Here is a 24,849-nt window from a genome sequence, read left to right as displayed (position 1 = left end):
GATGTATGATGTTCATGTTGTATTGAAAAACGTACCTGGCGCGTTAGCCTCCCTCGGGACTGTTCTGGGCCGCCACGGCGTCGGTCTTGAGGGCGGTGGTGTGTTCGCCATCGGTAATGAAAGTCACGCCCACTTCTTGGTCAACGATGGCAAAAAGGCTTGTTCAGTGCTTGAGACTGAAGGGTTCCAGGTACAAAATGTACAAAAGCCGCTGATCAGAAAGCTCAGGCAGGCGCGACCCGGAGAACTGGGTGAAATAGCGACGGTGCTGGCTGAAAACGGAATCAACATCCTTACTCAATACAGCGATCATGAAAATCAACTAATCCTTGTCACGGACAATAATACTGTTGCTGACAAAGTAACCGAAAAATGGGCTGTTTTACCTCAGTGAGCATGCATAAAAATAGCGAACCTATTGAAGATGACGACTCACTGGAGCTTTCCGTGGCAGCCATCGCCGCTGCCCTGTCTGATGCTTCACGCGTAAAAATGCTGTGCGCACTGATGGACGGTCGCGCATGGACGGCAACCGAGCTGAGTGCCGTTGCTGATATCGCTTCTTCAACCGCCAGCACTCACCTGGCCAGACTCGTGGAGCGTAAATTGATAGTTTGCTTATCCCAGGGGCGGTATCGTTATTATCGCCTTGCCGGATGTGATATTGCTGAACTGGTTGAAACAATCATGGGCGTTTCATGGAAAAGGACTCCGCCACCGAAAACCCGTGCGCCACTAAAAATACGTCATGCCCGCACTTGCTATGATCACCTGGCTGGAGAAATCGCTGTAAGAATTTACGACTATATGGCGAATAACGGTTGGGTTACCCCTGATGGCGCCGCAATGACACCCACTGGCAGTATGCAGTTTCAGAAATTGGGCGTAGTGCTTGATCCGAAAACGCGGCGTAAGGCGTGTTGCGCTTGTCTCGACTGGAGTGAAAGACGATTTCATCTCGGCGGGGCGGCGGGGGCGGCATTCTTCATTACCTGTGAGCAGAAGGGATGGTTAACCAAAACACCAGGTTTCAGGGAAGTAACCATAACCCCTGATGGCAAGCGGGCTTTCAGAAAGCTATTTAACGTCGACATTTGACCGTTTCCGGCAGTAACAAACGCCACCCCGGCAAACATCATGTGAAAAAAAACCGGCATGGTGTGTAACACTGTTGTAGCCAGCCGTTGTCCCGGTCAGGCGGTGGCGACGGTTTTTAATCATTAAATTCGTCCATGTATTCTCTGATTATCTCTAAGTACATCAATGGCTGTTTGCATGGCGATTTTGTCATCACGCCGTTTTTGTTTTTCCTGAGTTACCTGAAGAAACTCAAGCAACGTTCTGGTATTAATGGGGCGACCGAGTTTTGAAACCTCAAGCACCGCATTGCCTAATATGATTTTAACGGGGGGGAGCTGGGCTGGATACCAGTCTAGCGTGTCATCTGATTTCATGAATGGGTACTCAACAGAAGGATGTTCAGTATAACATGATACGGATTGCAGTATCTGAATAGCGTCTATTAAAACGAAATGTACTTTCAATACGGGTGATATTTAATATCGCGGCGTGAATGTATGGTGTTTTTATCTGGCCTGAAATAAATGCTCAATATTTACAGGCCATCGACAATATCATTAGAATCCATTCTCTGAATGGACAGACGATTATCATGATAAATCGTCGAGTCCGTCGCTGTGCTACCAGCCACATTATGGCTGATTATAAGTATACTCAACGTTACCAATGGTGGATTTAAAACCATATCTTGGGAACATGGGATTGGTCGTCTTGGCCAGGTAGGCGTCGGCCAATGCTTCAGCAGCTTGCTTGTAGAATGCCGTCTGATTCTTGTTATACCAGCGATCATCATGCGGATTAGGGCTGAATTTATACGTCTGGTCACGGGTGCCCGACATAATGCGGATACCACGAGGACCCGCACCAGCACCGCCGTACTTTTGTTCGACATAGGTAAAATTCGTGCCGCTGCCCTTGTAATTGGTGAGTGTGCCGCTGACATTAGCGGCTAACGCACTAGCGGAGGTGACGAGTAACACGAGTAATGCTGAAGTGGTAGCGACACCGCAACACCGCGGAGTGATTTTTCTCTGCATTATATTTGTTCCTGTATCGTGAATATTACATTAAGTGAGATACCCGATATTTTTTAAATGGCGAATATGTCAGTGCCATTATTTATCTGAATCACTTACTTAGGTAAGTGCGGCAGTACCTATAGGCGTGTCACTTTCCTGCATATTGAATTCTATCGGGTATATATAGCTAACGTTTTAACTGTAGATAACAATATTGAAAGGGTCAAAATCACTATTTCGTCGTGAAGCGGTGTAAAACGATAGAATATAAATATGATATAAAACGGACAGATACAAGCGAAATAATTAATCATTATTATAATGATGTAATGCATGTTCTCTGTCTTTTTAATTTATCACTCTGTTTTGCGGGGCAACGGCAATGGATATCTATCAACGAATTGATGGTTCAGCGTGGTCGCACATCTATGTTGTAGGTGATTTGCATGGTTGCTACCAGTTGCTGCTGAGCAAACTTGATGACGTTGGCTTCGACACCGGACAGGACTTGCTGATTTCGGTTGGTGACCTGATAGACCGCGGTCCTCAGAGTGTGGAATGCCTTGAACTGATTAATCAGAAATGGTTCAGGGCTGTGCGAGGCAATCATGAGCAAATGGCGATCGACAGTCTGCGCGACGACGGGAACATCACCAACTGGGTGTATAACGGGGGTGGCTGGTATTTTCGTCTTGAGCATAATCAGGCGCTATTGGTCAACGCGTTGTTGGTGAACGCGGCTCAATTACCCTATGTCATTGAGGTTAATGCGGGTGGAAGCGTGACGGTGATCGCTCACGCGGATTATCCGTCGGACGTCTATGCGTTTGAACAAACTATCGATCTGAACCAGGTTCTCTGGAACAGGAAGCGTATCAGTAACGCGATGAACAAGATTGGCGGTCCGATAACCGGGGCCGATTTGTTCATTTTCGGCCACACGCCGACCAATAAACCTGAAACCTTTTGGAATCAGTATTACATCGACACCGGGGCGTTTTTTTCCAAAAAATTAACCCTGATTCAGCTTCAATGAAGCCAGCAGTAAACTTTTTGGTGAGAATGACACCGTTTTGTTCAGGCCTTCCGGCTTCTATTCCGTTTAACATGATACATCGCGGCATCAGCCTGACGAATAAATTCACTTACATCTAATTTGACATCTTTGCTCAACAGGGTATTTCCCATACTGGCTGACAAAGACAGGGTTTCCCCTTTGATCAGTATGGGTCTTTCAATATAGAACTTCAGTTTCCTGCTAATGGCATCCACCTCTTTAATCAGATTCTTTTTCTCATGGACGATCATTACAAATTCGTCACCGGATAATCGACCAATCAGATCATCGGAGCGAGTGTGTTTGCGTAGAATACGGGCAAAAGCCTTGATAACCCGATCACCAAAATCATGATCGTAGTGGTCATTATAATATTTGAGGTTATCAATATCGAAAAACAGCAGAGCCAAACCTCTGTGGCGTTGTTTCCCGGCGAGATGGGTCAGATAGGCAATTATCGCTCGTCGATTGGGTAGCCCGGTCAGATGGTCGTGATTGGCTTCAAACTCAAGCTGATCGCGCAGTGATGTCAGCTTAGTAATATCCGTGGAAAGCACGTAGGTACCATCTTCCGGCGATTTGGCCGGGACCATTTCAGTATGGAGCGTGATTTTCTTTTTCGGAGGAATATCAATGGAATGGTCAAAAAATATCGGTTTGTGTTGCTGACGTGACTCTTCCAGTTTCCTGATAAAGAGATTTACGATATCCGGATGTATAATACCGCGGATATCCAGATGATAAAAACTATTGTCACTGTATCCCAATAGTGAACGCAGATGGCGGTTAGCAAAGGTAAAGGTATTGTCTGGGCTAATGCAGGAGATCATCGCCGGAATATGGTCGGTAATATCCTGAATAAAGTTGTGACTGCGTTGCAGTTCTTGGGTGCGTTGTTCAACGTGTTGTTCCAGGTCATGACTTAAGGTGATGAGTGCTGATTCAGCGTCTTTCTGCTCGCTGATATCACTGATCGCCAGCAGTAGTCCATATTGGCTACCATCCGGGTTGTACAACATGGAAATTGATACCATTGCCCATAACAGAGAGCCATCAGCGGTGATATACCGTTTCTGGATCACCCCATGATGCTCATCATCCCGCAGTATTTGGCCATACAACGCATTTGATATCGATAAATCATCCTGGAAAGTAATATCTTTCATCGCTGTGTTTAATAACTGCTTTTCGCTATAACCCAGCATGGTGCATATGGCCGGATTGACTTTTAAAGGCCGCTTGTCCAGTGACATCAGCACCAGTCCGATGGCGGATCGTGAGAAAATCTGCGTGTTGATATAGTTGGTTTTGCGCAGCATATCATGTGTGATTGCTGACTCGGCTTCTATCTCCATTTTCTGCAGGCAGGTTTGTATCATATATGCCAGGGCACCTAACTGCTCAAGTTGTGTAGTGGTAAATGCTCTCGGTTTATTGTGATACAAACAGAGTGTGCCTAACGAGATACCGTGAACAGAGCACAATGGATAGCAGGCATGAAACTGGATGTGTTTTTCATCGGTCACTGTCGGATCGTTGTAAAAATGCGCGTCTTCATGTGAATCGTTGGCAATCAGCAGTGCCTCCGACCTGGGCGGATTCTGGCGCGGTAAAAACCACTGCCGTTTGGTATCCAGCAACGAAATTACTATATTACTGACCTGAAAAAAGGACTGGGCAATGCGCGTGATGTGTTCCATTTCTTCGATCGGTTGCGCATCAAGAATATTCATCATTCGCAGAAGAGTGCTCCGCTGTTCCTCAGTACTGTCAGGTCCAAGAGGCGTCATGTTTATGCCTTATATATTGAGTTGTTGTGGATTGTTAATTCTCCTTCCTGTGGAGTTGAAAAGCATGGGATAGCCGGCCATGCGATAGTGATGACATAATTATAACTACTATATCTTTAGATGCAGGAAAGCGGTGGCCGGGCGGATTACCAGGAATTTATGCTGCTAAATGGCGGTAGCGACAGCTTGCCGGGGATCGTAGAAAAACCGGGTACCCGCCGTACCCGGTTTTTCGCACTATAAGCGCGAGTAGACGCGAGTGCCGTTGACATAGGTCGCCAGAATGTTGCGATCATCACCTTGCATCATCAAGGCAAATAGCTTTTCATCCAGCGAGTGGGCCTGACTCTGCCGCAACTGTTGTAACGGTGTGGCGGCCCAGTCCAATACCACAAAATCCGCTTCTTTACCGGGCAGGAAATTCCCTATTTTATCATCCAGTGATAATGCCGTGGCACCACCCAATGTCGCCTGATATAACCCTTCGCGCGCTGACAGTTTTTCGCCTTGTAATTGCTGCACTTTGTAGCCTTCATTCAGTGTCTGCAACAGTGAAAAACTGGTTCCTGCGCCGACATCGGTTCCCATACCGACGCGGATACCGGCGTTTTTCAGCGGACGCAGCCGGAACAGACCACTGCCCAGAAACAGATTTGAGGTTGGGCAAAATGCTACGGCAGAGTGACTGGCAGATAGCGTATGGATTTCATCGCTATCCAGATGAACTGCATGGGCAAATACGGAATGAGACCCGGTCAGACCATAGTGTGCATAGACATCCAGATAATTTTTTCTTTCCGGAAACAGCGATTCTACCCAGGCAATTTCATTTTTGTTTTCGCTAAGATGCGTTTGCAAATAGACATCCGGGAATTCTTTAAGCAGACGACCCGCCAGCGCCAACTGCTCCGGCGTTGATGTGGGCGCGAAGCGTGGCGTCACCGCATACAGCAGCCGCCCATGGTGATGCCATTTTTTGATCAGCGCCTTACTGTCCTCATAGCTTTGCTGCGCCGTATCGCGCAAATAATCGGGCGCGTTGCGGTCCATCATTACTTTACCTGTAATCAGCCGCATATTTTTTTGGGCCGCCGCGTTGAACAGGGCATCAACCGATTGTGGATACACCGTGGCGAACACCATCGCGGTGGTGGTGCCGTTACGCAGTAGCTCCTGAATAAAAAAATCAGCACGCTGCCGGGCATAGTCTGCGTTAGCAAACTTGCGTTCGGTAGGGAAAGTATAGGTATTGAGCCACGCCAGCAATTGTTCACCATAAGACGCAATCATTTCTGTTTGTGGAAAATGGATATGCGTATCAATGAATCCGGGCAAGAGTAGTTTGCCGCGATAATCGGTGATGGGAAGTCTCTTCAGGCGAGCAGTCGGTACGCTGGTGTAATCAATGGCTTCAACGACTTTACCGTCGCGGATAACCAGTAAACCATCTTCAAGGAAATGAGTCGCCTGTGCATCGTGCTGCGGGTCGGCGACAAAATATAACACGCTGGCACGGTATGCCTGGGTGTCGGCCTCAGCAGTCATGCATATCCCCATAAATAGAATTACAAGTGTGTAACGAAGAAATTTGTCCATAAAAATCAATCCTGACATCAGAGTTTATGAAATGGAAATAAAGTCTGATTTTTGATAGTGCAGGCGGGAAGTAACACCATCGTCATGAAGGTTTATCTGCTTACCGCGCTCAACGGTTTATCCGAACGTGTTGGCACGGCAAGTGACTGAAAATCAGTAAAAGCAAACTGATATTAAAAGCACAGGTGATTGTGCGTCAATAATAAGTTTTTCTAATATAACGGGGGTATCACGAGGGGCAGGCAATGATTACGCGCGCGGTGATATGATCAAAAAACCCCACCGGGCGGTGGGGAAGACGGACAGAGAAGGAGAGGAGACTAAAGAAACTCAGACACTGAGAGTATTGGATTTATCGCTGCGCTGTTCTTCAACGGGTTCGGTTTTTCCCGGAACCATAATGGAACGCGTAACCGCTTCCATCGTCACGAATGTATGACCACAATTCACATTAGTACACTGGTGATAACGTTCTTTCGTATTTTCTGAAAGATAGCGACTGGAACGGGCATGGGCGGCGTGGCGGCACAATGGACAATGCATCATTTTGAAATCACCTTATATGTTCGGGTTAATCAAGTACGTTACAGGTTCATTGTAGCATTAAATTCGAATTTGCAAACTTAAAAGTTTGCAAATTCGCCCTACGATTTTTTTTCATTCTCAATGCCGTATTCAATATCGTATTCCAGGTCGAGCATCATCACATCCAGTTCCATTTCGGTGACAAAACCCGTGCTGGAAATGGTGTGCGTCAACTTTTTGATATTCCAGAGCCTATCATCAATGATCTGCTTGAAACCCTTGATATTCACTAACATGCCGGGGATCAGTTTTTCCATCCCTTTGGCAAGCCTAAGTGTGAATTGAACGCCTTCGCGCTGAAGCTGTGCCCACTGGCTAACAGCTGACTGCGTGGCGTCGTCTTTATTTGCATAACTTTTTGACAGTGTGGTGGTGTTTTGTTGATCGCCGGATAGCAAGTTCCCCGACGTTTGTTGCGCGGTGGTCGTTGATTGTGCCTTGGGATGTGTAATGGTGGGGTCAGTCGTTTGAACTTCCCTGGTTGAAATCTTCACGAAATGTGTTTTTGCGTCTCTGTAATCGTGCCATTTTGCTATCACCACCGGTTTCGATTTCCGGTCCACAATAGAGAGTTTATGCGAATCGCCATCACGGCGTTCAATCAACCCGGTGGCCAGTGACTTACCGCTAATCGATTTCCCGTAACCAGCGATAAATAGGATCAGCACATCGTTTTTAAGGGTCACCGTGGCACCATATTGACGGGCTATCCGGCTGATGAATTTCACATCCGATTCGTTTGATTGGTCAACATGCTCGATGGTTTTCAGGGACAATGACGTGTCGATCGCAACGCTCAGTTCATTGCGTTCAGCAATGGTTTTGGCAATATCGCCAAGTGTCGTCGCGTGATAGGAATCACTACGCGGGCTATTAAACGTGCCACGAAAATCCACGCTGCGGGCCATCACTGTGATCTTATCTGTGGCACCGGTATAAGTGATTTGATCGACGATATAACTCCCTTTCCGCGTTAGCCATTGACCTTTCCAGCCAATACTGACGGCTATCTTTTCTCCACGCTGCGGCATCTGTAACTGCCCGTCGCTGTCATCCAGGGTTATTGTCAGGCTATCTGACGTAAAACCAATATTATCTTCAAGACTCATTGAGATTAGACGCTGGCTGATGTTGACACTGTTCTGTTGCAACTTGGTTGTACTCGATGAAGCGGCAGTCTCGTTTTTTATTAACGTGATCAGAAAATCTGGCGCCATTTGGGCGCCAATATCAATGCGATTATTGGTAATCACGACAGCAATCCTCCAATAGCACTCGTCGCCTCAGACAATGCGGGGGCGACCTTGTCGTTGTATAACTGCGTTGCCTGGTCGTAAAGATCGCCAAATGTTGAAATGAGTGATTCATCAATACGCTTGAGCGTCAGGGTGAATGCGATGCTGCGGGCACTGCCGTCTGAAAAGAGTTGAGAGCCGGTATAGTTAAAGCTTTCGACGACAAACATGCCGTAAATGGTGCCGCTACCTTCAATCAGCGGCCAGGACCGACCTGACGCTGCCATATATTCCAAGGCTGCCATCGATAATCTGCTGGTAATGCCAGAAACCTCGGGCATTAACGTGCCGGCAAGAGTTATCGATTCATCTCCTTTCCCAAGATATTGATAAGCATTACGTAATCCAATTCGTTCGTTTCCTTTCCAGCGATAACTCACATCTCGCTTCAAGGTCGAATAGGGCAGGGTCCGGAGGTGAAAAACAAATAGTCCTAGGGTTAACATCATGAGCAATAATTCCTTAATTAAGGGCGTCGGCGGTCATATAATTCAACTGGCGATTCTGATGTTCCTGAGCTTGTTTATTCAGCGCGTCGTCGATGTACTGTTTTATCTGCTCGCGATAGGAACCTTCCGGCACGGTTACCTGTACGTTGTTATTGATGACACTGCTGTCGGTATAGCTTCTGTTATTCACGGGTGCCAGCGCGGTGTAATTGCGGTTTTCTGTCGCGTTGCCCAGCGTATTCCCGGCGTCGGCACTCACATTCCCGGACGATACAGCGGATTGCGCATCGGTAATGGGGTTGCTTTGTGGCAGATTCAGCGTTTCTTTGGCTTTGTTGTGTTCACTGAGATATTTATTTGCGGACTCCGCTAAAAGCGGATTTTCACTGTTGCTACTCATGCGATCCTGGGCTTCATTTAGCTTCTTCTTCGCATCATCGTTGCCACTAAAGAATTTCCATAAGGCATATCCTCCACCAACAACAGCAGCGACACCGAGGGCGATAAGTCCTACTGGTGTCATCAATAGGCTCAGTAGTGATCCAACCAGACGAAAAACTGTGATAAACAGCGGCCCGATTAATTTGCCTGCTGACATAATGCCATCGATGGCACTAATCACTGTCTGCGCTACCGAACCAATGGTTGCGACGACAGAAGCGAATGTTTCTGCGGCAGCCAGAATATTGCCTATTGTGCTGGCAACGGCGGGGTTCTTTTGAATCCACTGGTCGAGTAGTGACAGATAGTGAGTTGCTGATTGAGTCAAATCACGAATTGCTCCATCTTGCTGGGTGAAAATGTCGGTTCTGAGTCCTTCCCAGCTTGACTGAAGCGCACTGATATCGCCGGACAGGCTGTTCTGTCGTACGGATAACGCTGTGTTAACACTGCCGTCTGCGTTGCTGATATTATCGGTCAGCTGTGAAACCGTGCCGTTTTGCGACTGGGTCATTAAGGCGTTAGCGGAAGTGGCTCCCTGCGGACCGAATAGGGTATTCATGTATTGGTCACGCTGTGAAGCATCGATGTTTTGGCGTTTAAAACTGGAATGCAATTCATCCAGTACGGCAAATAAAGATTTGGCCTGTCCGCTAGCATCAACGGTAGTTACACCTAATTGTCCCAGCGCTTGTTGAGCCACCTCTGTCGGATTTTTTAAACTCTCCAGTACTGCCAGACTGCCATTTCCCGCCTCGCTTCCTGTAATGCCTGCATGTGCCAGAGCACCGAGCATTACACTGGTTTCTTCTACACTCATACCGGCCGATTTGGCGACCGGCGCGACTGTGTCTATTGCGGTTTTGAATCCGTCGAAAGTCGTTTCGCTTTGTTGAAGTGTGGTGGTAATGACATCGCCCAAGTGAGGTAATGCACTGCTGGCGAGTCCAAATGCATCACGTGTTTTAAGCAACATCGCCGCATTATCTTCAATACTTCCGCCATTAGTCTGAGACATGGCAACTGTCGTTGGCGCTGCTGCCAGGATGGTATCTTTATTGCCGCCCAGTTTTTTGATGGTCAGCTGTGCATCTGTTGCCTCAGCAGGCGAAAGCGGGGTGGTGTCAGCAATGTGGCGTGCTTGATCTTTAAGTCTGCTGGCATCGGTCGAGTTTGAATTCAGGCCCAGGCTAGCCTGTAATTCAGCGTTTTTCTGGGAGAAGTCATAGCCTGGTTTAAGAAATTCCGCACTTTTTTCACCGAATGCTTGTGCCAGAGCGGCGCTTTTCTGCGCAAATACCTTGGCGGTTCCTGCCCCTTTCCTGACCCTGGCAATCAGTTTCTGTCCTTTTCCCACGCTGTTTTTTTCCATGTGGGGAGTGCTGCCAGTCGTATTTTCGGGTTGTGTCTGAGGATGACGGGCGATGTTACCTTGCGGACGATTGCCCGTTTTCAGCTTCTGTTTTTTATTGCGACGCGGTTTTGATTTTGCATTGACTTTTTGGGGGCGGTTTTTCTGTTCAATGCTTCTGTTTTTGTTAGATGACTCTGAATTATTTACATTTTTTAATGGTTCAGTGCTGTTAGTGGCGGTGTTTTGCGTTTTACGTTGTGCAACCGTGGGAATAAAAGGCGCTTTAAGCGCCTTTACCCGATCTTTCAGGCTGCTTGCCGTTTTGGCGAGTTTTTTACCATCATTGATGAGATCAATAACATGCGTGCTGCCCTGAGAGACTAAATCGGCCAGTTCGGTCAGTTTTCTAAAATTCGCCTGGATAGTGTCCAGACTATCATTGACCGACTTAATACCTTGCTCGGCGTCATAAAGGCGATATGACGCCTGAGTAGTGGCAAGTGCGAATGCTCGCAGCTGAGGGGAACTATTCATTGGGTTGTCCATTTCGTTGTAACGCCTTGGCACGCCAGTGAACAAGCTCAGCCAGGCTCATGGGGTAAAGCTCTGATGGCGGCCAATGAAAAACGACTGCAATGTCGGCCATCAAATCGTCAACCGTCAGGCTGGAAGGCAGCGTTAGTGTGCCAAGCTCGGTGACAAAAAACCGATCACCTTGCCCGCCAGTACGATCAGATCTGGCAGTTCCAGTGCGATCACGTCAGCTTCCGTCAAAGAAGGGTAGGTCATACGGGGTAGTACTTTAATTAACGCCTCCACATCGGCATTGGCTAGCGCAGCCAGGCCGATGCCGCGCAGCGTGCCAGCGGTAGGCTTAATCAGTGTGATGGATTCAATCAGTATCTCGCCGCGTTTGATAGGCGTGTTCAGGATAACTACATTGTCTTGTACTATTGTTTCAGCCGTCATGATAAGTATCTCAAAAAAGGTCAAAAGGATGACCAGCCGAAGCTGGTCAGATTAGGGTGACGTATCAGGCCAGGCCGATACCGCGACGGTGTTGCTCCAGACGATCCTCACTATTGACACGTTCAATCATGTTGATGGTGTCAATTTCGATCATCTCTTTGCCGTCGATGGTCAGTTTGTAATACGTGCACTGGGTGGAGATTTTTACCTCGGTTTCTTCACCTTGCTTACTTGCGCCGCTATCGATCTCTTTATGACGACCGCGCATAACGATTTCAACAGCCGTGACGTCGCCAGTGTCGTCGCGCTGATAAGAGCCGGCGAAACGTAGCGGCACCGCATCGGCGCCCGGCAGAGCATATTGGCTCCAGAAGGTTTCGTCGGGCAGACCGCCCATAGACCATTCCAGTACCAGTGCGTCATCATCCAGACCAAAATCCACTGATGCTGCGCCGTGCATACCGCCTCCGCGGTAGTTTTCCAGTTTGCGAGTCAGCTTCGGCAGGGTGATGGAATTGACCTGTCCCATGTAGCTCAAACCGTCATTAAACAGGTTGAGGTATTTCAGTTTACGTGGCATTGCCATGTGTCTGTGGCTCCTTAGCTGTTAACGGATGCGGCCAGATTCACCAGATATTTATCGGTGATGCGTTGGCGCAGTGTGAGGTTTTCCAATGGCGGAACCGGGGTGTACTCGTAGTCGATGTACAGTTTTCCCGCCTTCAGGGTGGCTTCGTCATTGGCGCTGTCATCAAACCAGCAGTCGGCGTCAATGATGTAACCGTTGGATTTCAGTTCGCGGAACTTGGCTTTGATACCTTCAATAATGTCGCGGATAAGCGTAGCGGTTACCGGTTTGTCAACGGCCCACATATGCGCATCACCCATGGTGTCAGCCAGAACCTGCGCCGTGCGGGTGTAGTTTTCAAACAAGAACAATGGATCATCTGCACAGGTACGGTTGCCCCAGAAGCGGAACCCGTCTTTACGCACCAACGTAGTAACGCCAGCGTCGTTGAGCAGATCGGCATCGGTACCAATGGTTTGCAGATCCCAGTACACACTGGCGGAAATACCAGTGACGCCGTTAACGCCAACGTTAGACAGTGTTTTGTGCCAGCCGGTATCCTGGTCAATTTTGGCGCGCAGACCCAGAGCACGAGCGGTGGCATAGGCATTGGCGCTGGCATTCGCCGTGGTATCCCAGGCGATGAAATCCGGCCAAATCAACATCAGTTCACGCTGACTAAAGTTGTCGCGATACTTGATCGCTTCTGACAGCGTTTTACAGCCATACGCGCTGATGTAGCCGAAAGCACGCAGTGACTGGCATATTGACGCCAGTGCTGTGGCGACCGGCAGAGAATCCAGTCCAGGAACGCCAAGAATGCGTGGTTTCACGCCAGTGACAGCCTGCGCATCCAGCAAGGCTTTCATCCCGGTATATTTTCCATCGGCAGTGGAACCGCCAATGATATTGGATACCGTTCCGGCTTCATCGGCGCCTTCAGCAACACGGACAACGATGGTAACTGGTTTGGTCTGGTCACCAATCGCCTGTAGTGCAGCGGCCAGTGTCCCGGTTTTACCTGCTTTGCCTGCGGCAGTGATGACATCGGTAATTAATACCGGAGTGTCGAGTGGAAAGGTTGTGACATCAGCATCTGGTCCGGTACAGACCATGCCGACAATCGCGGTTGATACGGTGGAAATTACGCGGGTTCCGTCGTTGATTTCGACGACCTGCGTGCCGTGATGAAAATCACTCATCCAGAATGTCTCCTGTTGTGGGGTGCAGCTAATGGTGCCGCGTTTGTGAAGCAGGAGCATCAAAACCAGGTTTAGCACGGGATGACACAACAATGCCGAGCTAATCTGGTGCGAAATAGTGAGGTCATTTGTTCCTGAATTTATTTAACTACTTGAAATTATTAAATTATTAAATTATTAAATTATTAAATTATTAAATTATTAAAGAATGGGAATCAAAAGCGGAAGACGATGGTTGTTTATCACTGCTTATGACATCAGTAAATAAATCGGTGTATAAAACCCAGCGCAGTACGGGTGTGATATTTTCTATCACTCCCGTTATAGTAGGGGGGTTGTCTGCGCAAGCGTGGGGGGCATCAATATGAACGCCGACGAGAAAATGCTGTTTCAACATGCTATGGATGATGTCAAACCGCTGGAACCTTCATCCATCGTTTATCTGAAGCCTTCGCCTCTCAACACGACTGTCAGGCCGTGTGAAGCGTCTGAGCCGGATAATTTTCTGATTACCGGGTTTATTGATCTTTTCCCGTGTTCCGAACCGATTGAGTTCAAGCGTGATGGCATTCAGCAAGGTGTTCTGGACAAATTGCATCAAGGAAAATATCAACTGGATGCCAGTCTGAATTTACTACGCCAGCCGGTGGAAACCTGCCGGCAGAACTTATTTGCTTTCATGCAACAATCGCAAAAACATCATCTGCGTAATTTATTGATTATTCATGGTAAAAGCAGACATGATAAATCACATGCAAATGTAATCCGTAACTACCTGTCGCGCTGGTTGCCACAGTTTGATGCGGTACAGGCTTTTTGCGTTGCACAGCCTTTTCATGGTGGGACCGGTGCCTGTTATGTGGCACTGAGAAAATCTGAGCAGTCCCGTCTGGATAATCGTGAACGCCATGCCAAGCGCAGCCGGTGAGTGGTATTCCCCATGATAACGTTCTGTACCTGGAAAGATCGGCCGTAGCCGTTGCAACCCGTTAATCGCTTATTTGGCAACGCAATGCGACTCAGCGAGAAAAATCGGGAGACTATCCATCCTGGAATAGTCTCCGGGATGGACAGGAAAATGCGGTTAATACGGTAATTATTTCAGCGCTTTTGGCAGATGGATGATCCAAATCTGGCTGGACGATTCATTGGCAGGTAAGGGTTTTAATTCGATGCTCGTTGCTGTGGGTTTGCCATCTAACGACAATTTTCCGCTTTCATCGGCCTGATAGTTACCGATTTTTTTCACCCCATCTACTGGATTAATCAGCACGGCCTGCACACCAAAATCATTATCATTGGTGACGGCCAGCGTTTTAGCATCAATAAGCGCCAGTCCTTCGGCTTTCTCCGGCTGCCAGCCGAGTTTGCGCAGATCGACAATCTCCTGTTTTTTCGCCAGGCTGATACCGCGTTTGGCGAGTGTTGCTGCATTATCCCACTCGGCCGGTTGCTGGTCGAAAGGTGTCAGATCCGTTGCTTTGTCGAGGTCAACACGATAGATAATATTGTGCATTACCTTCTCTTTATCCGCACCTTGCTCAATAACCAGCACCTGATGGTTATCCAGCGCGACCATATCACCGATCTTGGCATCTGCCATTTTTTTCCAGTGATTAACATCAAGCGGATAACCATACATCGCCGTTTTACCGGTTGCCGGATCGAAACTGACCAGACGGGTAAATATCGCTCGATTTTTGGTTTTCCCGTCAATGTTCAGCGTACTTTGCACAGCGGCCAGAATGCGGCCATCTGGCATCCGGGTTATCCCTTCAAAACCGCGGTTTGGTTGGCGCCATTTGATGATATTGGGTAATCCACTCGCAATACCCTGTTCATTTTTCTCCGGCGTCGGGCCGAATTTTTGCAGAATTTTTCCCTGGGCATCAATATGAATCAGAAATGGACCATATTCATCCGCCAGCCAGAAGCCGCCTTTGCCATCAGGCGTAATCCCTTCCGTATCCAGTCCACGGCTATCATCAGGTTGTTGTTTTAAAACATCATTCAGGGCGATTTCATTGGTAGTTCCCACTAGAGAACTGGGTAACGGCAAGCCACTGATGGGGCCCTGATCATCGTGAATTTTACGCAGTGCCGTTGCCTGCGCTGTTTTGCCATCAACGGTAATCGTCATTAATGACGGGGTGAAATCCGGTGTGGCGAAAATTTTAGCGTCATGACACTGGTATTTCGGCGCATCGGCGTTCGGCCCACGATCAGTGACGGTTGTAAACGTCAATTTATCGCCATTGCGTCCGGTAAATACCAGCCCGGAACCGACCCCCATGGGGAAACCAGCGGGGAAATTAGCCTTCCATGCACCGTTGTAGGCAACATGGTCGTTGGCAGGGAATGTGATTTGGTAATGTTCAGTATGAATATCCGCCGCTTGAGCGGTTTGGAGTAATAAGGCAACAGCCAGTGCAGAAAGGCAAACGCGCATAGTAGTATCCCGATAATTATCGAATTGGCTGAAATACACTAAATCTGGAATGCGACAGTTTTATGACGAGGGATAAAGCGGTAGCGTAATGAATGATAACAACGCTGGATAAGATGCGGTGAGATATCCCACCGCAATTGATGTGTGGGCGAAATTAATTACAACGTCGGTATCACTGGCCAGTCGATACTCGGCGCATCTTCTGGCTGAACGCGACTGAGTAACACCCGATATTTTTTCCATGCAACAAGCAGTGTTTTTTCTTCTTCTCTTGCTATGTCGAAACTAACAGCATCCTGCAAAGTTGCAATTGCATCATTGGCTTGCTTAAGCAGTGTGTTTTTTTTTGCATGGGCTTCTCCAGTTAATGCATCACGTTCAGCTTCGACATTATCCACCCAGGTAGTACCATCCCATTTTTGCCAGGAATTTGCAGGAGCGATGAGCGTCGTTCCTGCCGGATAGGGTCCCGGCTCTGTTATTACAATTTCATTACCAGCCTCAGTACCAAACACAACCTCGCCGCGGTGATCTTCACTGACAAGCCACTTTTGATTTTCTGTGTCAAAAATGGTGATGAAACCGTCTTTTGTTTCCGGTGGTTTTACCGTCGTGCAATTTGCAGGAAGCCCGGTAAATGCGGGAATAAATATGCCACCTTTACCAATAAATTCATTGGTATCTGACCGCAGGCTGTAAACGGTAACGGTTTGCTCTGCGTCACTCATTTTAAAAGTCATTATGCAAGCCTTACTATATAATTAAATGCGACGTTTTTAACGGTGTTTTCTGAATTACCCGATGCAGCAACAGTGATTGTGTGACTGTGTGCACCAATAGTGACTGTATGAGAATGGGGACCAATTCCTACGGTATGATTGTGAGAGCCAATAGTTACCGTGTGGGCATGATTACCCGCTGCACCTGATGTACCGTTAAAAGACGGGTTATCAAAACCGGTTTTATCTGTTTGACTGTTGGTGTTGGAATTACCTCTGTAAATGGTATGAGTATGTTCACCCGTCGTATTGGTTGATTTGGTTCCATAGTCAAAAGTGCTGGCCGTTTTGGTGCCGTAGTCAAAGGAAGAAACATTTTTCGTACCTAGATCCGTATTGGATGCACTGGCACTATGGATGTGTGACTTAATTCCATCCTGCTCTTGTGATAGCAATGCACGACCGCTTACTGATTTACCTTTAATCATCCAGCCGCGCATATCCGGGATGACACCTGAAGGATATGCAGTTGCAAGCAATGGATAGGCAGCTTTATCAAAAGATTGCCCCTGCATAAGCGCATAACCAGAAGGGGGAGTATCGGAAGGCCAGGGGAGTGGAATGCCCACTAACGCGTTATTGAGTTCGGATTGAACAAACTCCGTGGTTGCCAGTTCCGTGTTATTGGTACCAGTAACCGGTGTCGGTGCCGTCGGTGTGCCAGTCAAAGCCGGGCTGTTAATCGGGGCATATTGTTTATGGGGATTAGCGGCGGCAACATGCTCGGACAACACATTATCCGCATAGGCCTTGACTTCAATAACTGCGTTATCAACATATTGACGTGTCGCCAACACTACGGCGGGATCAATCTTCAGCGTCACTGCCTCGGTACTGCTGACAGCCAAAATTACGCGTACAGTCTGAATACGCCCGGAACCCTCCTGTAACTGCGGTTTGTACGTTTCGGCGCAATTAGCCACAGCGACCAGATCGCCGTCAGTATCGTACAGGCCAATTTCACGGATCCACCAACCGCCTTCTTTTTCAGGAATAACTTGTTCAGCGATGATTTGGTTGGCGTTTTGAGGGTCAACACTCAAAGTGTTGAGAGCGGCCCGTCGTTGTTCATTAATCAGTTTGGTTTGTGCTGGATCGGGAGTGGGTAGTGTGCCACCACCGTCACCCACCGCCATCTGCGAGATGGCAAGACGATTACCCAGCACGGTGGCATTTGCCAGTTTCGTCGTGCCGACGTTCGTCAATAGAGCAAGGTATTTTGTACTCATATAACCTACTTATACAACTGTGGTTGAAAATGATGTTGGTGTACAACACCGGTGACGGAAATCAGAATCGGGAGTTGTCACTAAGCGAACAAAATAATGATGCCTGTTGGTTGGAGTGAGGACACGTAATGCGCGTTTATAGCTGCATGGCACGACAAGAATATTCAGCAGATAAACTGTTATGTGGATGATGACGATAAAAAACACGAAATGTTGTCAGTGCTTTTAAAACAAAAGACCAGCTTATACGGGTGTGATAAACGCACGTTTGCCTGAGCGATATATCACACCACGTAAAGTTGGAGCGAGTGGAAAAGATTGTGGCGAAGTTAGTTCTCCGGCACCGTCGGCCAGTCGATATTCGGCGCGGTAGCGGTATCAACGCGACTTAGGAATACCACGTATTTTTTCCACGCCAGTAATGCGTTTTTTTCCTCGTCGGTTGCCATGGCGAGTTCCACCGCGTAGGTGAGTTCCGTGATACGGGCGTTAGCAGTTGCGCGGCGTGTGGTCAGTTCCTGTTGTGCGATGGTGACAGCGGCGGCGTGCTGGGCGTCGGTATTGGTTACCCACGCGCTGCCATCCCATTTATCATACGGTGTTGCTGGTGCCATCAGTGTCACATCATCCGGTAAATTACCGAGGGCGGTAACGGTTTGCGCCTGGCCGGTCTGGGTATGGTATACCGTCTGGCCGCGATAATCGGACACCTGTTCCCACGCGCTACCGTCATCATTGCGGCGTACCGCCTGACCGACTTCGGGTGATGTGGGTTCATCGGCGTAGCTGTTGGCGGGAATACCGACGCCCTGCATCAGGTATTCATCACTGGCCCCGTGGTATTCACGGGTCTGTGGGTCAGCATGGTAAACCGTTATCCAGCCGGCATTTTCGGCTAGCCCGTTTTTATTGAGGTGTGTTTGTGCCTGAATTGAATCACTCATTATGCGGCCCTTACAATGTAGTTAAATGCCAGGTTGCGTGGCCTATTCTCTGTCGATACGTTTATACCGGTGACATTGTTATCGAATTCCAAAACAAACCCACCATAGTCGCCCCCCCCAGCTGCTGGGGCTATTGTGCTGTCAGTATGGTACATTTTTAATACTCCTAACCCCCCGAATTGGGCCCCCAATGTTTGTGCGTGCACCCCGGGTACACTGCCTGTCATTTGCTGCATCGCGTGGGATTGCTGCGATAATAGTGTGCGACCACTATCAACCCCACGCCCGTCATCCCAACCACGAATAAATTCACCACGCAGGTCGGGCAAAGTGCCGGACGGATACGCCGTGGCCAGTATTGGATATAACGCTGTATCGAATGTCTGACCGTTGCATTTTAGCCAGCCGGTTGGTGCGGTGGCCTGCGGCCAGGGGAGCGGGATGCCCACCAGTTCGCTGATACCCAGTTTTAACGCCAGTTCCGATGTGACGCTAGCCGATAGACTGGTTGTTGCAGCGGTAACAAAGGCCGTGGTGGCAATCCGTGTGCTGTTTGTCGCTTGTACCGGGGTCGGCGCGGTCGGTGTGCCGGTCAATGCCGGGCTGTTAATCGGGGCGTATTGAGAATGCGGATTATCAGCGGCAACATGCGCGGCAAGTTGGCTGTCGGCATAGGCCTTGACTTCAATAATCGCGTTATCAACATATTGACGTGTGGCCAACACCACAGCCGGGTCAATTTTCAGCGTCACCGCCTCCGTGTTGCTGACAATCAAAATCATGCGCACGGTCTGGATACGCCCAGAACCTTCCTGTAACTGCGGCTTGTAGGTTTCCGGGCAGTTGGCAATAGCGACCAGATCACCGTCAGTATCATACAGACCTATTTCACGTATCCACCAACCGCCTTCATTTTCTGGTATCACCTGTTCGGCAATAATCTGGTTGGGGTTTTGCGAGTCAACATTCAAAGTGTTGAGAGCGGCCCTTCGCTGTTCATTAATCAGTTTGGTTTGTGCTGGATCGGGAGTGGGTAGTGTGCCACCACCGTCACCCACCGCCATCTGGGTGATAGCAAGACGCTTACCCAGCGCGGTGGCGTTTGCCAGTTTTGCCGCACCGATAGTTGTCAATAGAGCAAAGTATTTTGTACTCATGCAGGTTACTCATACGGTTGGAATGGAATGATGCCGCAGTGCGACATCAACGAAGTTTCGAAGCACATCGCAGAAGAAAAAGGATGTTATTTGGCAGATATGTTTCGCTGTGATTGGGTGACGGTATTATGGGGAGCGTTTTTTGCCGAAGCACGTTACCGGCGTTGGATAAGAAGGGAGACAACACCGAGCGGTGTTGTCCCTCTGTAATAAGAACGCTGATTTAGCAGCGGAGGAACGTTGTTGCGGTATTCAGTCTCACAACGTTGGCACCGTCGGCCAGTCAATATCCGGCGCGGTAGCGGTATTGATGCGACTCAGCAGCACTACATATTTTTTCCACGCCAGTAATGCGTTTTTTTCCTCGTCGGTTGCCAGAGCCAGATCCACCGCATAGGTGAGTTCATTGATACGGTCATTGGCGGTGCGGCGGCGTGTTGGGCGTCGGTGTCGGTTACCCAGGCCGCACCGTCCCACTTATCGAATGGCGTAACGGGTACCATCAGTGTCACATCCTCCGGTAAATCACCGAGGTCGGTGACGGTTTGCGCCTGGCCGGTCTGGGTACGGTATACCGTCTGGCCGCGATAATCGGGCACCTGTTCCCACGCACTACCGTCTGCCGTAGCGCCTGACCAGCTTCGGGTGGCGTGGGTTCATCGGCGTAGCTGTTGGCGGGAATACCGACGCCCTGCATCAGGTATTCATCACTGGACCCGCGGTATTCACGGGTTTGAGGGTCGACATGATAGACCGTTATCCAGCCCGCGTTTACGGCCAGCCCGGTATTATTGAGGTGTGTTTGTGCCTGAATTGAATCGCTCATTATGCAGCCCTCACAACCTTTGCATTCATTTGAGAATAAAAGGAATAAAAGCGGTTATTCCGTTTAAATCGAACGAGAAGGCCAGTCAGGACGGACGTCGGCCCCTCGACACGCGCCTGTACAAAAAACGCAATGTCGTGGAGCGCTGCTTTGCGATACTCAAAGAAAATCGTCGTATCGCTACACGCTCGGAAAAAACAGCCAGAAACTACCTGAGTATGCTAAAACTGGGGGCGATCAGGTTATTTTTGAAGCGGTTGTTAAGTTAAGGGTCACAGCTTAAACCAGATTTTTCATCAAGAAAAAGGGATTTCTCCTGCCACGGGGCTGACAGGTTAAGGATATGGGCATAGAGGGACTTTTCGTCCATGGCAGGCTCCTCAGAAAATCAAAACTGCCATTATAATGCCCTTAGCCACCACAACAGGGGAAGACCCTTATATATACAGCATTATTTGACATTGTCGCAGATCAAGGAAGTCTTGAGGAGGGAGGGCCAACGGACTGATCTGGCTGGAAATAAAGTTGGAAGAACGCATGGACATTTTTGTGTCGATAAACAAATGGCCAGTTGTGCAGACACCATTATCCATATAATTTTTATGGATTAGTTAGGATTTTATTACTTCAATGGGTTGTGATCGAATGGTTCCTGGTTATAAAATAATGATATAATTACTAATAATTTTACGAACAGGCCTTTCAAGTTGCAAACAACCCGTTCCAACCTCTTTGATATCGTGCGGCTGATTGCAGCCTTTGCTGTAATGTTCAGCCATCATTATGCGTTTAATGGACTTGCTGAGCCTAAAGTTTTTGAAATTACAAAACTAGGAACATTTTCTGTTATTGTATTTTTCTCAATATCAGGATTTCTAATAACAAAAAGTTACATAAAAACAAAAAGCCCCATTGTATATATTGAAAATCGGTGCAAGAGAATATTTCCGGCATTAATAATTTGCTCGGCAATAATGACATATATAATTTGTCCATTATTTGGAAATGGGGATGCAGTAGAGTATATGACATCAAAAACCGCCTTTGCGACATTTGTTGGTTATATTACTCTGAACTGGGTGCCTATTGATATTAATGGGTTTGCATCAGGGTATATCCATGAAAATAGATTAAATGGAAGTCTTTGGTCTCTTGGGTATGAGTTTACCGCTTATATTTTGGTAATGATTGTTATTTTTACGAAAAGGCATTTGATTATAAAATCCTCAATGGCATTGTTTTTTTGTTTCTCTTTAGCTTACTTTACTCAAGACAATCCAATGCCAGGAATCATAAAAGAGTTTGTCGTAAACCACATATCTTTTCATCAATCCTTGGTTAGGGGTAGCCTTTTCCTGACTCCGTTTGCCGTTGGGGCGTTTCTTGCCTGTACACAAAAGTATTGGGACACAAGAAAATACAAGGCGTTGATGGTGTTCCTTGGTGCACTTGCAATAATAATTCTAAGCAAAAAAAATGAAAATGATGTGATTTTTTACTTGTCTGTCCCTGTGATAATATTACCAATATGTCTTTCATTCAGCGATTGCATCATTAAAGGTAGATTTGATATATCTTATGGGATTTATATATACGCATACCCCATACAACAGATAGTTGTAAATGAGCTTAATTTTAATTTTTGGTGGAGTTTGATAGCATCCATGCTAATTACAACTATGCTGGCATCGTTTTCATGGGTTTATGTTGAGCGTTATTTTTTAAAATCACGTAGCGCGATGTTTCCCAAGGGGGGAGAGTACGCTACTGAAATTACCCCTAAATAATAAGAACTATGATCGGTGCTTTTGATCGGCAGACTCACCCGACACGAATGAGCCTGCGATTTGACAAAGGAGAATTACTACTCAAGCAATTTGATGGCTTTCAGTTATGGCTGGGTCACCTCGACTTTGCTGTTTTTTCCGGCATGATTGCTGAAGATCAACACAAGCCGCACCTTACTAATTTCATGCGAGAGAAGATTCGTCCTGGAATGACAGTACTTGATATTGGCGTGAATATCGGTGCCCATACGATGCCGGCTGCATCACTCGTTGGTGAAAATGGCAGAGTGCTTGCATTTGAACCTAATTCTGAAAACTGTCGAATGATACTGTTAAGTTTGGCAGAGAATGGATTTGAAAGTAACGTTTCCCATTTCCCAATGGCTCTGTCTGACAAAACTGATGTTATTTGGCAGATATGTTTCGCTGTGATTGGGTGACGGTATTATGGGGAGCGTTTTTTGCCGAAGCACGTTACAGGCGTTGGATGAGAAAGGGGACAACAACGAGCGGTGTTGTCCCTCTGTAATAAGAACGTTGGTCTAGCTGCGGAGGAACGTTGTTGCGGTATTCAGTCTCACAACGTTGGCACCGTCGGCCAGTCAATATCCGGCGCTGTAGACGTGTCAATGCGACTCAGTAATACCACGTATTTTTTCCACGCCAGTAATGCGGTTTTTTCCTCGTCGGTTGCCATGGCGAGATCCACCGCGTAGGTGAGCTCCGCGATACGGGCGTTAGCAGTTGCGCGGCGTGTTGCCAGTTGCTGCTGTGCAACAGTGACAGCGGCGGCGTGTTGGGCGTCAGTGTCGGTTACCCACGCGCTGCCATCCCATTTATCATACGACGTTGCTGGTGCCATCAGTGTCACATCATCTGGTAAATTACCGAGGGCGGTGACTGTTTGCTCCTGGCCAGTTTGCGTGCCGTATACCGTCTGGCCACGATAATCGGGCACCTGTTCCCATGCGCTACCGTCTGCCGTGCGGCGTAGCGCCTGACCGGCTTCGGGTGATGTGGGTTCATCGGCGTAGCTGTCGGCGGGAATACCGACGCCCTGCATCAGGTATTCATCACTGGCCCCGCAATATTCGCGGGTCTGTGGGTCAACATGGTAAACAGTTATCCAGCCCGCGTTTACGGCCAGCCCGGTATTATTAAGGTGTGTTTGTGCCTGAATTGAATCACTCATTATGCAGCCCTCACAATGTAGTTAAATGCCACGTTGCGGGGGCGTATATACGAACGCGCCCGCGATCCGTCGTGCCCGTATTCTGTCAGATTGCTGACCGCTGAATATTCACCTGTATTAAATGTGCTATCCACATTATCGATTTTGATTGTTGTCGCGGCGGTGTTGTTTTCGATGTTCGGCTGAATCCACGTTGCGGCCTGCGCAGATAGAAGCGCACGCGCTGAATCTACCCCGCGCCCATCATCCCAACCGCGAATAAACTCGCCGCGCAGGTCGGGCAAGGTGCCGGACGGATACGTCATGGCCAGCATTGGATATAACGCTGTATTGAATGTCTGACCGTTGCATTTTAGCCAGCCAGTTGGCGCGGTGGCCTGCGGCCAGGGTAGCGGGATGCCAACCAGTTCGGCAATATCTAGCTTTTTCGCCAGAACAGCATCCACCTCGTCGGTCGCCGCCGTGACAAACGCAGTGGTCGCAATCTGGTCTGAACTGTTGCCGCTGACGGCGGTGGGCGCGGTCGGTGTACCAGTTAGCGTTGCATCGGAAAATTTGTCATTCACGTATGAACGTGTTGCTAATGCCACCGATTGATCTAGTTTCAACGTAATGGCATCGGTGCTGTTGACTATCAGGATCATGCGGATAGTTTGAATACGTCCGGAGCCCTCCTGCAACTGTGGCTTATAGGTTTCCGGGCAGTTGGCAACAGCGATCAAGTCGCCATCTGCGTCATACAGCCCGATTTCCCGGATCCAAAAACCGCCTTCGTTTTCCGGGATAATTTGCTCAGCGATGATCTGGTTGGTATTTTCCGGGTCAATGCTCAACGTGTTGATCGCGGCCCGGTGTTGTTCATTAACCAGTTGGGTTTGCGTTGGGTCGGGAGCGGGCAGTGTGCCGCCACCGTCGCCCACCGCCATCTGAGTGAGAGCAAGACGCTCACCCAGCGCGGTGGCGTTTGCCAGTTTCGCTGCACCGATATTGGTCAGCAGGGTAAAATATTTCGTACTCATGTAGTCCTCTCATATCGCCGTAATTGAACATGATGTGTGGTGCGACATCGATGAAAAACATC

26 protein-coding genes and 2 pseudogenes are annotated in these 24,849 nt (G+C 48.3%); 7 read left to right on the top strand and 21 right to left on the bottom strand.

What is annotated here, in order from left to right:
• The first annotated feature begins 1 nt into the window (after nucleotide 1).
• A complete protein-coding gene (locus CWC46_RS15010) occupies nucleotides 2-394 on the top strand; it encodes an amino acid-binding ACT domain-containing protein (protein ID WP_021015741.1) in 393 nt (130 codons plus the stop codon).
• Between the two features lie 2 nt (nucleotides 395-396).
• A complete protein-coding gene (locus tag CWC46_RS15005; RefSeq protein WP_021015742.1) occupies nucleotides 397-1,098 on the top strand; it encodes an ArsR/SmtB family transcription factor in 702 nt (233 codons plus the stop codon).
• A 122-nt stretch (nucleotides 1,099-1,220) separates the two neighbouring features.
• On the opposite strand, the gene CWC46_RS15000 is transcribed toward CWC46_RS15005, so the two are convergent.
• Together CWC46_RS15000 and CWC46_RS14995 are read right to left on the bottom strand one after the other, a co-directional pair.
• Nucleotides 1,221-1,454, bottom strand: coding sequence for a hypothetical protein (locus CWC46_RS15000; protein ID WP_021015743.1), 234 nt, complete (start codon nucleotides 1,452-1,454; stop codon nucleotides 1,221-1,223).
• 258 nt (nucleotides 1,455-1,712) lie between these two features.
• Nucleotides 1,713-2,117 carry a hypothetical protein gene (locus CWC46_RS14995; RefSeq protein ID WP_021015744.1) on the bottom strand — a complete coding sequence of 135 codons (405 nt, stop codon included), beginning with the start codon at nucleotides 2,115-2,117 and terminating at the stop codon, nucleotides 1,713-1,715.
• A gap of 364 nt (nucleotides 2,118-2,481) precedes the next feature.
• Between CWC46_RS14995 and CWC46_RS14990 the strand changes: the two genes are divergently transcribed.
• Nucleotides 2,482-3,135, top strand: a complete 654-nt coding sequence (locus tag CWC46_RS14990) for a metallophosphoesterase (RefSeq protein ID WP_021015745.1) — start codon at nucleotides 2,482-2,484, stop codon at nucleotides 3,133-3,135.
• A 41-nt stretch (nucleotides 3,136-3,176) separates the two neighbouring features.
• Here CWC46_RS14990 and CWC46_RS14985 read toward each other — a convergent pair whose 3' ends face one another.
• The 10 genes from CWC46_RS14985 to CWC46_RS14940 form a co-directional block, all read right to left on the bottom strand.
• A complete protein-coding gene (locus CWC46_RS14985) occupies nucleotides 3,177-4,946 on the bottom strand; it encodes a sensor domain-containing diguanylate cyclase (RefSeq protein ID WP_021015746.1) in 1,770 nt (589 codons plus the stop codon).
• Nucleotides 4,947-5,183: 237 nt separating this feature from the next.
• Complete coding sequence (guaD, locus tag CWC46_RS14980; protein ID WP_037380909.1) at nucleotides 5,184-6,491, bottom strand: guanine deaminase; 1,308 nt, start codon at nucleotides 6,489-6,491, stop codon at nucleotides 5,184-5,186.
• A 381-nt stretch (nucleotides 6,492-6,872) separates the two neighbouring features.
• Nucleotides 6,873-7,088 (bottom strand): ogr/Delta-like zinc finger family protein, encoded by a 216-nt coding sequence (locus CWC46_RS14975; RefSeq protein WP_021015748.1) that lies wholly within the window; start codon nucleotides 7,086-7,088, stop codon nucleotides 6,873-6,875.
• A gap of 98 nt (nucleotides 7,089-7,186) precedes the next feature.
• Nucleotides 7,187-8,380 carry a contractile injection system protein, VgrG/Pvc8 family gene (locus CWC46_RS14970; RefSeq protein WP_021015749.1) on the bottom strand — a complete coding sequence of 398 codons (1,194 nt, stop codon included), beginning with the start codon at nucleotides 8,378-8,380 and terminating at the stop codon, nucleotides 7,187-7,189.
• On the bottom strand, nucleotides 8,377-8,871 hold the full coding sequence (locus tag CWC46_RS14965) for a phage tail protein (protein WP_021015750.1): 495 nt from the start codon (nucleotides 8,869-8,871) through the stop codon (nucleotides 8,377-8,379). The genes CWC46_RS14970 and CWC46_RS14965 overlap by 4 nt, the downstream gene beginning before the upstream one ends.
• A 13-nt stretch (nucleotides 8,872-8,884) precedes the next feature.
• Complete coding sequence (locus CWC46_RS14960) at nucleotides 8,885-11,200, bottom strand: phage tail tape measure protein (protein WP_021015751.1); 2,316 nt, start codon at nucleotides 11,198-11,200, stop codon at nucleotides 8,885-8,887.
• A complete protein-coding gene (locus CWC46_RS14955; RefSeq protein ID WP_071790860.1) occupies nucleotides 11,193-11,312 on the bottom strand; it encodes a GpE family phage tail protein in 120 nt (39 codons plus the stop codon). The genes CWC46_RS14960 and CWC46_RS14955 overlap by 8 nt, the downstream gene beginning before the upstream one ends.
• A gap of 32 nt (nucleotides 11,313-11,344) precedes the next feature.
• Nucleotides 11,345-11,635 (bottom strand): phage tail assembly protein, encoded by a 291-nt coding sequence (locus CWC46_RS14950; RefSeq protein WP_021015752.1) that lies wholly within the window; start codon nucleotides 11,633-11,635, stop codon nucleotides 11,345-11,347.
• A 64-nt stretch (nucleotides 11,636-11,699) separates the two neighbouring features.
• Nucleotides 11,700-12,221 carry a phage major tail tube protein gene (locus tag CWC46_RS14945; protein ID WP_021015753.1) on the bottom strand — a complete coding sequence of 174 codons (522 nt, stop codon included), beginning with the start codon at nucleotides 12,219-12,221 and terminating at the stop codon, nucleotides 11,700-11,702.
• A gap of 14 nt (nucleotides 12,222-12,235) precedes the next feature.
• On the bottom strand, nucleotides 12,236-13,405 hold the full coding sequence (locus CWC46_RS14940; protein ID WP_021015754.1) for a phage tail sheath protein: 1,170 nt from the start codon (nucleotides 13,403-13,405) through the stop codon (nucleotides 12,236-12,238).
• 364 nt (nucleotides 13,406-13,769) lie between these two features.
• Between CWC46_RS14940 and smrA the strand changes: the two genes are divergently transcribed.
• Nucleotides 13,770-14,333, top strand: a complete 564-nt coding sequence (gene smrA / locus CWC46_RS14935; RefSeq protein ID WP_021015755.1) for a DNA endonuclease SmrA — start codon at nucleotides 13,770-13,772, stop codon at nucleotides 14,331-14,333.
• Between the two features lie 168 nt (nucleotides 14,334-14,501).
• On the opposite strand, the gene CWC46_RS14930 is transcribed toward smrA, so the two are convergent.
• The 7 genes and pseudogenes from CWC46_RS14930 to CWC46_RS23555 all read right to left on the bottom strand — a co-directional run bounded on the left by CWC46_RS14930 (nucleotide 14,502) and on the right by CWC46_RS23555 (nucleotide 20,789).
• Nucleotides 14,502-15,854, bottom strand: a complete 1,353-nt coding sequence (locus CWC46_RS14930; RefSeq protein WP_021015756.1) for an esterase-like activity of phytase family protein — start codon at nucleotides 15,852-15,854, stop codon at nucleotides 14,502-14,504.
• Between the two features lie 158 nt (nucleotides 15,855-16,012).
• Nucleotides 16,013-16,594: a tail fiber assembly protein gene (locus tag CWC46_RS14925; RefSeq protein ID WP_021015757.1), complete on the bottom strand. Its 582-nt coding sequence runs from the start codon at nucleotides 16,592-16,594 to the stop codon at nucleotides 16,013-16,015.
• Nucleotides 16,594-17,862, bottom strand: a complete 1,269-nt coding sequence (locus tag CWC46_RS14920; RefSeq protein WP_021015758.1) for a phage tail protein — start codon at nucleotides 17,860-17,862, stop codon at nucleotides 16,594-16,596. The genes CWC46_RS14925 and CWC46_RS14920 overlap by 1 nt, the downstream gene beginning before the upstream one ends.
• Nucleotides 17,863-18,191: 329 nt before the next feature.
• Nucleotides 18,192-18,806 carry a tail fiber assembly protein gene (locus CWC46_RS14915; RefSeq protein WP_021015759.1) on the bottom strand — a complete coding sequence of 205 codons (615 nt, stop codon included), beginning with the start codon at nucleotides 18,804-18,806 and terminating at the stop codon, nucleotides 18,192-18,194.
• Nucleotides 18,806-19,963 (bottom strand): phage tail-collar fiber domain-containing protein, encoded by a 1,158-nt coding sequence (locus tag CWC46_RS14910; protein ID WP_021015760.1) that lies wholly within the window; start codon nucleotides 19,961-19,963, stop codon nucleotides 18,806-18,808. The genes CWC46_RS14915 and CWC46_RS14910 overlap by 1 nt, the downstream gene beginning before the upstream one ends.
• Before the next feature lie 258 nt (nucleotides 19,964-20,221).
• Nucleotides 20,222-20,562 (bottom strand): annotated as a pseudogene (locus tag CWC46_RS23560) (tail fiber assembly protein).
• On the bottom strand, nucleotides 20,472-20,789 hold the full coding sequence (locus tag CWC46_RS23555) for a hypothetical protein (protein ID WP_021015762.1): 318 nt from the start codon (nucleotides 20,787-20,789) through the stop codon (nucleotides 20,472-20,474). Before CWC46_RS23555 ends, CWC46_RS23560 begins: the two are co-directional and overlap by 91 nt.
• A 29-nt stretch (nucleotides 20,790-20,818) precedes the next feature.
• Here CWC46_RS23555 and CWC46_RS14900 point away from each other — a divergent pair.
• The 3 genes and pseudogenes from CWC46_RS14900 to CWC46_RS14885 form a co-directional block, all read left to right on the top strand.
• Nucleotides 20,819-21,058: pseudogene (locus CWC46_RS14900) on the top strand (IS5 family transposase); the annotation flags it as partial.
• Between the two features lie 438 nt (nucleotides 21,059-21,496).
• Entirely contained in the window at nucleotides 21,497-22,576 is a 1,080-nt protein-coding gene (locus tag CWC46_RS14890; protein ID WP_021015764.1) for an acyltransferase family protein, read from the top strand.
• A gap of 8 nt (nucleotides 22,577-22,584) precedes the next feature.
• Nucleotides 22,585-23,016 carry an FkbM family methyltransferase gene (locus CWC46_RS14885; protein WP_021015765.1) on the top strand — a complete coding sequence of 144 codons (432 nt, stop codon included), beginning with the start codon at nucleotides 22,585-22,587 and terminating at the stop codon, nucleotides 23,014-23,016.
• Between the two features lie 137 nt (nucleotides 23,017-23,153).
• Here CWC46_RS14885 and CWC46_RS14880 read toward each other — a convergent pair whose 3' ends face one another.
• Nucleotides 23,154-23,768 (bottom strand): tail fiber assembly protein, encoded by a 615-nt coding sequence (locus tag CWC46_RS14880; RefSeq protein ID WP_021015766.1) that lies wholly within the window; start codon nucleotides 23,766-23,768, stop codon nucleotides 23,154-23,156.
• Nucleotides 23,768-24,787 carry a phage tail-collar fiber domain-containing protein gene (locus CWC46_RS14875; RefSeq protein WP_021015767.1) on the bottom strand — a complete coding sequence of 340 codons (1,020 nt, stop codon included), beginning with the start codon at nucleotides 24,785-24,787 and terminating at the stop codon, nucleotides 23,768-23,770. The genes CWC46_RS14880 and CWC46_RS14875 overlap by 1 nt, the downstream gene beginning before the upstream one ends.
• Nucleotides 24,788-24,849: the final 62 nt, after the last annotated feature.

The organism is Prodigiosinella confusarubida (assembly GCF_002847015.1).
Classification (GTDB): domain Bacteria; phylum Pseudomonadota; class Gammaproteobacteria; order Enterobacterales; family Enterobacteriaceae; genus Prodigiosinella; species Prodigiosinella aquatilis.
Note: the sequence above shows the minus strand (reverse complement) of the source record. Positions and strands in the feature narration are given on the sequence as shown.

Bases quoted from the DNA above. Each gene is read 5' to 3' on its own strand.
- CWC46_RS15010 (WP_021015741.1), top strand. From the start codon at position 2: ATGTATGATGTTCATGTTGTATTGAAAAACGTACCTGGCGCGTTAGCC.
- CWC46_RS15005 (WP_021015742.1), top strand. From the start codon at position 397: ATGCATAAAAATAGCGAACCTATTGAAGATGACGACTCACTGGAGCTT.
- CWC46_RS15000 (WP_021015743.1), bottom strand. From the start codon at position 1,454: ATGAAATCAGATGACACGCTAGACTGGTATCCAGCCCAGCTCCCCCCC.
- CWC46_RS14995 (WP_021015744.1), bottom strand. From the start codon at position 2,117: ATGCAGAGAAAAATCACTCCGCGGTGTTGCGGTGTCGCTACCACTTCA.
- CWC46_RS14990 (WP_021015745.1), top strand. From the start codon at position 2,482: ATGGATATCTATCAACGAATTGATGGTTCAGCGTGGTCGCACATCTAT.
- CWC46_RS14985 (WP_021015746.1), bottom strand. From the start codon at position 4,946: ATGACGCCTCTTGGACCTGACAGTACTGAGGAACAGCGGAGCACTCTT.
- guaD (WP_037380909.1), bottom strand. From the start codon at position 6,491: ATGACTGCTGAGGCCGACACCCAGGCATACCGTGCCAGCGTGTTATAT.
- CWC46_RS14975 (WP_021015748.1), bottom strand. From the start codon at position 7,088: ATGATGCATTGTCCATTGTGCCGCCACGCCGCCCATGCCCGTTCCAGT.
- CWC46_RS14965 (WP_021015750.1), bottom strand. From the start codon at position 8,871: ATGATGTTAACCCTAGGACTATTTGTTTTTCACCTCCGGACCCTGCCC.
- CWC46_RS14960 (WP_021015751.1), bottom strand. From the start codon at position 11,200: ATGAATAGTTCCCCTCAGCTGCGAGCATTCGCACTTGCCACTACTCAG.
- CWC46_RS14955 (WP_071790860.1), bottom strand. From the start codon at position 11,312: ATGGCCGACATTGCAGTCGTTTTTCATTGGCCGCCATCAGAGCTTTAC.
- CWC46_RS14950 (WP_021015752.1), bottom strand. From the start codon at position 11,635: ATGACGGCTGAAACAATAGTACAAGACAATGTAGTTATCCTGAACACG.
- CWC46_RS14945 (WP_021015753.1), bottom strand. From the start codon at position 12,221: ATGGCAATGCCACGTAAACTGAAATACCTCAACCTGTTTAATGACGGT.
- CWC46_RS14940 (WP_021015754.1), bottom strand. From the start codon at position 13,405: ATGAGTGATTTTCATCACGGCACGCAGGTCGTCGAAATCAACGACGGA.
- smrA (WP_021015755.1), top strand. From the start codon at position 13,770: ATGAACGCCGACGAGAAAATGCTGTTTCAACATGCTATGGATGATGTC.
- CWC46_RS14930 (WP_021015756.1), bottom strand. From the start codon at position 15,854: ATGCGCGTTTGCCTTTCTGCACTGGCTGTTGCCTTATTACTCCAAACC.
- CWC46_RS14925 (WP_021015757.1), bottom strand. From the start codon at position 16,594: ATGACTTTTAAAATGAGTGACGCAGAGCAAACCGTTACCGTTTACAGC.
- CWC46_RS14920 (WP_021015758.1), bottom strand. From the start codon at position 17,862: ATGAGTACAAAATACCTTGCTCTATTGACGAACGTCGGCACGACGAAA.
- CWC46_RS14915 (WP_021015759.1), bottom strand. From the start codon at position 18,806: ATGAGTGATTCAATTCAGGCACAAACACACCTCAATAAAAACGGGCTA.
- CWC46_RS14910 (WP_021015760.1), bottom strand. From the start codon at position 19,963: ATGAGTACAAAATACTTTGCTCTATTGACAACTATCGGTGCGGCAAAA.
- CWC46_RS23555 (WP_021015762.1), bottom strand. From the start codon at position 20,789: ATGAGCGATTCAATTCAGGCACAAACACACCTCAATAATACCGGGCTG.
- CWC46_RS14885 (WP_021015765.1), top strand. From the start codon at position 22,585: ATGATCGGTGCTTTTGATCGGCAGACTCACCCGACACGAATGAGCCTG.
- CWC46_RS14880 (WP_021015766.1), bottom strand. From the start codon at position 23,768: ATGAGTGATTCAATTCAGGCACAAACACACCTTAATAATACCGGGCTG.
- CWC46_RS14875 (WP_021015767.1), bottom strand. From the start codon at position 24,787: ATGAGTACGAAATATTTTACCCTGCTGACCAATATCGGTGCAGCGAAA.